The organism is Bacteroides sp., from assembly GCF_029057325.1.
Classification (GTDB): domain Bacteria; phylum Bacteroidota; class Bacteroidia; order Bacteroidales; family Bacteroidaceae; genus Bacteroides.
In genome coordinates this window covers 1-8581 of record NZ_JAICZW010000009.1, presented here as the reverse complement: position 1 = coordinate 8581, position 8581 = coordinate 1, and the positions used below count along the sequence as shown (strand labels likewise).

Below are 8581 nucleotides of genomic sequence, written 5' to 3'. Positions count from 1 at the left end.
GGCTCGTTCGGGACTTACACCCTATAGCGCACGCCCATGCTGGGCGTACTAAAAAAAGGAAGCTTTTCACAAAGCCTCCTTTTCAGTTTTCAATAGGTATTAGTTTTTTTTAAGGTAAAAAGATTGTTTTCAGGATAACGGTGCAAATATAGACCCTTTTTGTGATACCAACCAAATTAAAAAACATGTCATATAACATCTTTTCTAAAAATCATTTTAATTTGTTATCATTTCAAAGCATTTTTCAATACTTACAAACGGTTTCAGCAGACAAATATAGATTATTTTTCATGAATTGCTGTTTTTTTTCTAAAATTTCATTCAATACCTCCCTTTTTTTCATGGAAAGGAGTTATCAGCCGACAAGTCGGCTTAGGAGTGAAAGCCAACATTCCCGTAACGGCATTATGCACAAGCGTATCGGCTTTAACTCCTGTAATTCCTAACGAAGTGACAACTCCTTTAATTCCTACAAACGAAAAAGCCATGACCTTCGCATGAAAAATTGAATGAATTCTTTTTATCCTCTTGCTATTTGCACTATCTTTGTCCCCACGATACGAAAACATTAGCATTATGGCAGAAACAAGAAGCGAAGAGACAAACGAGAAAAAGAGTTTGAACTTCATTGAGCAAATAGTAGAGAATGATTTGAAAGAAGGCAAAAACTGCGGAAAGGTACAGACCCGTTTCCCGCCCGAACCCAACGGTTACCTCCACATCGGACACGCAAAAGCCATCTGCCTGGACTTCGGCATCGCTGCCGCACATGGCGGTGTCTGCAACCTGCGTTTTGATGACACCAACCCCACTAAAGAAGATGTGGAATATGTAGAAGCCATCAAGGAAGACATCCAATGGTTGGGATACCAATGGGGCAATGAGTATTATGCCTCCGACTACTTCCAACAATTGTGGGACTTCGCCATCCGCCTTATTAAAGAAGGAAAGGCGTACATTGACGAGCAAACGTCCGAACAGATTGCTGCCCAAAAAGGTACTCCCACCCAACCCGGTGTAGAAAGCCCCTATCGCAACCGCCCTATCGAAGAGACGCTGGAATTGTTCCAGAAAATGAACAGCGGTGAAATCGAAGAAGGCGCCATGGTATTGCGTGCCAAAATAGACATGGCAAGCCCCAACATGCACTTCCGCGACCCCATTATCTACCGCGTAGTGAAGCATCCGCATCACCGTACAGGCACCACCTGGAAAGCCTATCCGATGTATGACTTCGCTCACGGCCAAAGTGACTTCTTTGAGGGAGTGACACACTCGCTCTGTACATTGGAGTTTGTGCCCCACCGTCCGCTATACGATCTCTTCGTGGATTGGGTAAAGGATGGCAAAGACCTGAATGACAATCGTCCTCACCAATATGAATTCAACAAACTGAACCTCAGTTATACCCTGATGAGCAAACGAAATCTGCTGATACTCGTCAAGGAAGGACTTGTAAACGGATGGGATGACCCCCGCATGCCGACCATTTGCGGTTTCCGCCGCCGTGGATATTCACCGGAATCCATTCACAAGTTCATTGACAAGATAGGTTATACCACGTATGACGCACTCAATGAATTCGCCTTGCTGGAAAGTGCCGTACGCGAGGATTTGAACGACCGCGCTACCCGTATTTCCGCTGTGTTAAACCCTGTAAAACTTATCATTACCAACTATCCCGAAGGGCAAGTGGAAGAACTGGAAGCCATCAACAACCCTGAACATCCCGAAGAAGGTACCCACTTCATCGAGTTCAGTCGCGAACTATGGATAGAGCGTGACGACTTCATGGAAAATGCTCCGAAGAAATACTTCCGCATGACACCGGGACAAGAAGTACGCCTGAAGAACGCCTACATTGTGAAGTGTACCAAATGTGATAAGAACGAAGCCGGCGAAATCACCACGGTCTATTGCGAATATGACCCTGACACGAAGAGCGGACTGCCGGGTGCAAACCGCAAGGTGAAAGGTACCATCCACTGGTTGAGCTGCAACCACTGCCTTGAAGCGGAGGTACGTCTGTACGACCGTTTGTGGAAAGTGGAGAATCCCCGCGATGAACTTGCCGCCATCCGTGAAGCAAAGAATTGCGACGCGCTGACCGCCATGAAGGAGATGATTAACCCCGACTCACTGAAAGTGTTGCCCTGCTGCTACATTGAGAAGTTTGCTGCCGGCATGCAGCCCCTCTCCTACTTGCAGTTCCAGCGCATCGGCTACTTCAACGTTGACAAGGATTCCACCACAGAAAAAATGGTATTCAACCGCACCGTAGGATTGAAAGATATTTGGGGCAAAATCAATAAATAAACAAGTGGACAAGTTAACAAGTGAGCAAGGCCTTCCTATCGACTTGTTTTGTGAATGAAATGTCGGTTGATATCTGCCTATTCTCCTTGTTAACTTGTTTACTGGCAGCATATCGGAATTATGCGAAAAATAAATAAGTAAAGAGTATGAGCAAAAAGAACCTGATGTCCGGTAAAGACAAAGAACTGCAAGAAATGGCAGAATCGTATGAAAATGCCCAAAAGGAAAACAAGACAATTTATCTGGACGCAGATGATTTAGCCGACCTCGCCGACTGGTATGCCATGCGCTATCAATATGACAAGGCCAATGAAGTCGTGAATTATGGGCTGAAAATACATCCCGACAACACAATCTTGCTGATAGAGCAGGCATATCTGTTTTTGGATACTAATCAGAGAGATAAATCCAAAGCGATAATGGATTGCATCCCTGAAGAAACATCCGAAGCAAAAGTGCTGAAAGCCAACTTATTGATGGGAGACGGAAAAATAGAAGAAGCGGAAGCACTGCTTGGCAGCATCGAAGATAAGGATGAGTTAGGAAACATCATTGACGTATCTTATATGTACCTTGACTTAGGCCTCCCCGAACTGGCACTTCCCTGGTTGGAACGCGGAGTGGAACGCTATGCCGAAAACGAGTCTTATCTTGCCGTTACCGGCGACTGCTACCATGCACTTGGACGAGTCGAAGATGCCATGGGCATCTTCAACAGATTGATAGACAAGAATCCCTATTCGGCATTTTATTGGTATGGATTGGCAAGTTGCTATTTCGACTTACAGATGTTCGACAAAGCCATTGAAGCTTGCGATTATGCTCTGGTAACCGACGAAGAGTTTGCCAGCGCCTATATGTTGAGAGGACATGCCTTTTTCCAGATAGGAAACGATGAACGCGCCATAGAAGACTTTCTCGTGGCAAAAGAACGAAACTCCCTTTCTCCCAATTTTGTTAATATCTTCATTGCCATAAACAAGCTCAGCCGGGGAGAGTGGGAAGAGGCCTACCACTATTTTGAAGAAGCTATCAAAACGCAAGAGAATAGCCCTTTGATGAGTCAGTCTGCACTCTATGCCAACGCCGCGCTCTGCCTACACAAAATGGGCCAAAAGAGCAAAGCACACCTATATTGCCAAAAAGCCCGCGAACTGAATCCCGAAGAAATAGATTCATACCTCATCGAAGGACGTATCTATTTAGGAGAAAGAGAGTTTGAAAAAGGTATATCCTCGTGGGAAAAGGCACTGCTATACGACCCGTCTGCCAATACATGGTACGACATAGCCACTTGTAGCCTGGAAGAGGGATACCCCTCCTATGCCAAATTAGCCTTTGAACACATCAAAGAGGAAGAACCTGATTTTGAAGGAATCAACGAAAAGCTGACTGCCATACATCTATTGCTTGATGACATGGAGAATGCACTGAAATACAACCAGATGTGCGAACATCCGCTTGAGCTGAAGGAGTTGGAAAGGCTGCACAATTTAATAGGAAAAGGAGACAAAGAAGAATTGAGACGAATCATGAGCGAGATTTTCAACGAGTTTAACCTGTAATAAAGCACAAGTACAGAAATATGGAATCATCTGCAGAACTCATCAAATGGGTATTGGAAAACCTGAACTATTGGGTGGTCACCCTTTTCATGACAATCGAAAGTTCCTTTATACCCTTCCCGTCTGAAGTCATCGTTCCGCCCGCCGCCTGGAAATCCATGACGGACGAAGGCATGAACATCTTTCTTGTCGTACTTTTTGCAACGGTGGGAGCCGACCTCGGGGCTTTGATAAACTACTACCTCGCCCGCTGGTTGGGACGCCCCATCGTTTACAAATTTGCCAACAGCCGCATCGGACATATATGCCTCATCGATGAAGAGAAGGTGCACCACGCCGAAGAATATTTCAGAAAGCACGGAGCCACCTCCACATTCTTCGGACGTCTGATACCTGCCGTACGCCAGCTAATCAGTATTCCTGCAGGATTGGCAGGAATGAAGCTGGGGCCATTCCTGCTTTATACGACATTGGGAGCAGGTGTGTGGAACTCCATATTGGCACTGATAGGCTACCTGATATACCGCTTCACGGACATTAAGACAACGAACGATGTGTATCTCATGGCAACCCAATATAGTCGCGAGATAGGATACGTTATCATCGCCATAGTGATAGTGGTAATAGGGTATCTGGCATACAAGGGGATAAAGAAGAAATAGCTTCCAAAGAGAAGCTTTTCTTACTTTACCGCTGCTATTGCCTTATCATAATCAGGTTCCTTTGTAATTTCCGGAACCAATTCCACATAGGCAATCTTTCCATCTTTCCCGATTACCACCACCGACCGCGCCAGCAAACCTGCCAACGGTCCGTCTGCCATCAGCACCCCATACGCCTCATCAAAAGCGGACGGACGGAAATCGGACAAAGGAATCACATTCTCAATGCCTTCCGTCGTGCAGAAACGGGCATGGGCAAAAGGCAAATCTTTGGAGATGGCCAGCACCACTGTATCCGGCAAGTCAGCCGCCAACTTGTTGAACTTACGCACTGAAGTAGCGCAAACACCGGTATCAAGACTGGGGAAGATGTTCAGAATCACATTCTTCCCCTTCAGTTCCTTCAAAGAGAAGGAAGACAAGTCTGTTTTCACCAATTCAAAATCGGGAGCAACAGCGCCCACCTTTACAAACCGACCGATAACATTTACCGGTTGTCCTTTAAAATTTGTTGTAGCCATAATTATATCAAAATTGTATATAGCTACACAACAAGTGAGATACTGAAAAAGTTCGCTCAATGCCCCTTCAGAAAACGGAACATGGTAGTCCTTGACACTCCCATCCGTCTGGCAAGCTCGGCACAAGACTCGCCTCTTTTATAATCCCTCACAAGCTTCATCTTATTGGCATGGAGTATGTCCATCTTAGGGGTAATCCCTTTTTTCCTGCCCAAATGTTTCCCCTCTTTCCTCCTCCGTTCCAGCGCCTCTTTGGTACGCATGGAAATCAGGTTGCGTTCTATCTCAGCCATCAGTCCAAAGGCAAAGCCCAAAACCTTGCTGTTGATATCATTCTGAAACACATACCCTTCTTTGGTACTATACAGCACTATCCCCCTTTTGAGACATAGGTTCAGAATGGTCATAATCTCCAGCAAAGTCCGGCTGAGCCTTGAAATCTCCGTAACAATCAGGCAATCCCCCTGTTTCATCCGATCCAGCAACCCTGCCAGTTTTCGTTCTTTACTACTCACTTTTCCGCTGACCGTCTCCATGTACCACCTGTCAATGTTCAATCCATTCTTCTCGGCGAAACGAATGATTTCCTCTTGCTGATTCTCCAGAAACTGCTTCTCCGTACTCACTCTTAAATAAGCTATTACTGCCATAATTGATAAACGTTTATTGGTTATTATTCGGCACCAAAGAACGGTTATTCAGGCATATAAAGAGAAAGGCGATGAAGGATTTGCTCTTCATCGCCTTTCTCCGGTCCTCCAATATCATAAATGCGGTCATAGGACAATGAGGAGCAGTATCGGCCAGATGACAGCCAATACGACAAAGACGAGGATGAAATCAATCACCCTCTTGAAAAAGCATGAATACATTATTTAAAATTGTGTACTAATAAGAAGTCGTACCGTATGTATTTTATGAAGAATCAGTCGCTTACTATATACTTATCTACATTCCGCGTCTCCTTGCTGAAATTCACCCCCACTTTCACCAGACGCTTTCCGTCCAACGTATAGGGTATCAAGTAGCCTTTCTCATCAATCTGTTTCAGTGCCTCCTCAGCACTGCCGTTCAGCTTGAACTCAAAGGCATAAACGGCATCTTTGGTCTTGATGACAGCATCGGCACGCCCACGGGCACTACGAACCTCTGTCTCTATAAGTTGCCCCAACAGGGCAAAGACCACATAGAAGATGGCCTGATAATGGCGTTCCGTGTTGTCACTCAGTTCGTAGGGAATGCCAGCAAAAAATACTTGCAGACGTTCCATGAAAGCGTCCACATCGCCCGCACGAAGCTCGCGCATGAACCGGGCAATATGAAAACCCGTTTCATCATCCGTGACACGGGTATAATAGGGTATCAGGAAATTCAGAAAACCGTAACGCACCTCGTCATTCGGGAACCGCAAGGTGTAAAGATAGACCTCCTTGTCATAGTCCTTAATGGTCAGATAGCCGCTCTGGTAAATCATGGGTAACGGATTCCTTGTATCCGCACGGTATTCCGAAAAAGCGGAAGCGGTTACTTCCACACCATCCACCAGCAGGCGAAGGTCATAATCGCTCTGCTTCAACAAATCAACCAAATAGGTAGGAGTGCCCGTCTGGAACCAGTAATTACCGAACTTCTGTTTTTGGAACACATTCAGAAGGCTGAACGGATTAAATACCCCCACCGAAGTATCCTCATTAAAATGATAACCGTCATACCGTTTCTCCAAAGCGCTGACCGTCTCATCGAACGTCAGCCCTTCCCGCTCGCCCAAACATTGTATTTCCGGAGAAAACACCTGCAACAATTCTGCGCGGGTGATGCCACAAAGTGCATTATATGCCCTATCCATGCTGATGTCATTCAACTGATTCAGGTCGCTGAACACACTGACTTGAGCAAATTTGGTGACACCAGTCAAGAACACAAAGCGAAGGTAGCGGTCGGCACTCTTCAGCACACCGTAGAAGGCTTTCAGTGTGCGACGGTACTCGTCCAAAAGCGATGCATCCAAAAGCGCCTGAAGCAAAGGTTTGTCATATTCGTCAATCAGCACGACAACTTGCTTGCCGGATTGCTCGTAAGCACGCCTGATCACACCTGCAAAACGGGAAGCAAGCGTATCTTCCGCCATATCTTTCCCCCAATGCTCCTCCCAAAGGCTGAGATTGCGCGAGAGCATCTGCTCCAAAGCTTCCTTACTATCGTACTTCTCAGCGTTCAAATCCAGATGAAACACAGGATATTCCACCCATTCCGTCTCCAACCGCTCAATGGCAAGCCCACGGAACAAGTCTTTCTGTCCTTGAAAATAGGCATTGAATGTGGAAAGGAGCAGGCTCTTGCCGAAACGGCGCGGACGGCTCAGAAAATAGGGCTTACCAACATTGGCTATCTGATAAACCATATCCGTCTTATCTACATAAAGATAACCACCTTTACGTATTTCCTCAAAAGTCTGTATGCCAATCGGCAATTTACGCATCATGTCCATCCTATCTCCTTTTTCCGAAGTTCTATGCAAATATACACTTTTATTTCAAGATTCAGAGAAGAGTGCTATTTTTTATGCCAACTCACACACGGCTGTTCCGCCAAGCATTTTTTGTTCACCTATAAACCAACAAAGGCGATGGAGAATAAATCTTCATCGCCTTTGTTATCATTAGTATCTCAAAGGACACTCTCTTAACACCGCTTATCATGCCTGATGCAACCTGAAATACTTCTTCATAAAGCAGATATAAAGGATGCAGAGCAAAGAAACGGAACCTAACAGATACACGTAACCATCCCCCTGACACATCATGTACCCGACATTCAGCATCGCCTGCACCGCCATATATACAGCAGAGACCACCACATGCGGTACCCTCAGTTCGTTCGCCATTATTTGATACAGATGCTTCCGGTGCGGCAAGCCGATATTCTCGTGCAGCATCAAGCGGTGGATGATGGTCAGCACACTGTCCACCCCATACACAGCCAACAACACAATCCAGCTGAAATCCTCCGTCCGGATAATCAGCCGTCCTATCAGGAAAAGAAGGATGAAGGCAATGCCCACCGATCCCACATCACCGGCGAAGCACTTCGCCCGCTTGCGGAAATTGAAGAAGCAGAACACCAGCACCGAACAAAGCACCGTATAGATGAAATCCGCCTCCACAAAAGAAACAACCGACCGGTTGATATACGCCAACGTCACCAGCGCCACCAACGAATAACCGCCCGTAATGCCGTTGATGCCGTCCATGAAGTTGTAGGCATTGATGATGCCCGTACAGACTATCAAAGCCACGACAATCCACCACCAGCCTAAAGAGAACAATCCCCACTGGCCAAACAGCAAGGCCATGGCGGAGAAATGGAACAGCAGCCTCGTCACCTGCCCCGTCGATTTCACATCATCCACAAAGCTGATAAACGTCACCAGAGTCAGGGCAAGCATGAACCACGGGTATTCCCACCCGCTCGTCAGGAAATAGGCCAACGCACCGAAATAGAAGATGATCCCCCCACC

General features: G+C 46.2%; 7 protein-coding genes and 1 pseudogene. 3 read left to right on the top strand and 5 right to left on the bottom strand.

The genetic code is table 11. The features are described 5' to 3' along the window. The first annotated feature begins 576 nt into the window (after positions 1-576). The 3 genes from K2G43_RS00335 (at position 577) to K2G43_RS00325 (ending at position 4543) form a co-directional block, all read left to right on the top strand. Positions 577-2316 (top strand): glutamine--tRNA ligase/YqeY domain fusion protein, encoded by a 1740-nt coding sequence (locus K2G43_RS00335; RefSeq protein ID WP_297644420.1) that lies wholly within the window; start codon positions 577-579, stop codon positions 2314-2316. Positions 2317-2462: 146 nt separating this feature from the next. After that, the gene (locus K2G43_RS00330; protein ID WP_297644418.1) at positions 2463-3881 is read left to right on the top strand and encodes a tetratricopeptide repeat protein; all 1419 of its coding nucleotides are present in this window, start codon (positions 2463-2465) and stop codon (positions 3879-3881) included. A gap of 20 nt (positions 3882-3901) precedes the next feature. Then, positions 3902-4543: a DedA family protein gene (locus tag K2G43_RS00325; protein WP_297644416.1), complete on the top strand. Its 642-nt coding sequence runs from the start codon at positions 3902-3904 to the stop codon at positions 4541-4543. A gap of 20 nt (positions 4544-4563) precedes the next feature. Here the strand turns inward: K2G43_RS00325 and tpx are convergent, their stop codons facing one another. The 5 genes and pseudogenes from tpx to K2G43_RS00300 form a co-directional block, all read right to left on the bottom strand. Continuing rightward, complete coding sequence (gene tpx, locus K2G43_RS00320; RefSeq protein WP_300152584.1) at positions 4564-5064, bottom strand: thiol peroxidase; 501 nt, start codon at positions 5062-5064, stop codon at positions 4564-4566. A 56-nt stretch (positions 5065-5120) separates the two neighbouring features. Then, positions 5121-5714: a master DNA invertase Mpi family serine-type recombinase gene (locus tag K2G43_RS00315; RefSeq protein ID WP_297644412.1), complete on the bottom strand. Its 594-nt coding sequence runs from the start codon at positions 5712-5714 to the stop codon at positions 5121-5123. A 129-nt stretch (positions 5715-5843) separates the two neighbouring features. Then, positions 5844-5936: pseudogene (locus K2G43_RS00310) on the bottom strand (sugar transferase); the annotation flags it as partial. A gap of 53 nt (positions 5937-5989) precedes the next feature. Next, on the bottom strand, positions 5990-7552 hold the full coding sequence (locus tag K2G43_RS00305; RefSeq protein ID WP_297644410.1) for an ATP-binding protein: 1563 nt from the start codon (positions 7550-7552) through the stop codon (positions 5990-5992). Between the two features lie 207 nt (positions 7553-7759). Then, a partial coding sequence (locus K2G43_RS00300; protein WP_300152582.1) for a UDP-GlcNAc--UDP-phosphate GlcNAc-1-phosphate transferase occupies positions 7760-8581 on the bottom strand: 822 nt, incomplete at its 5' end.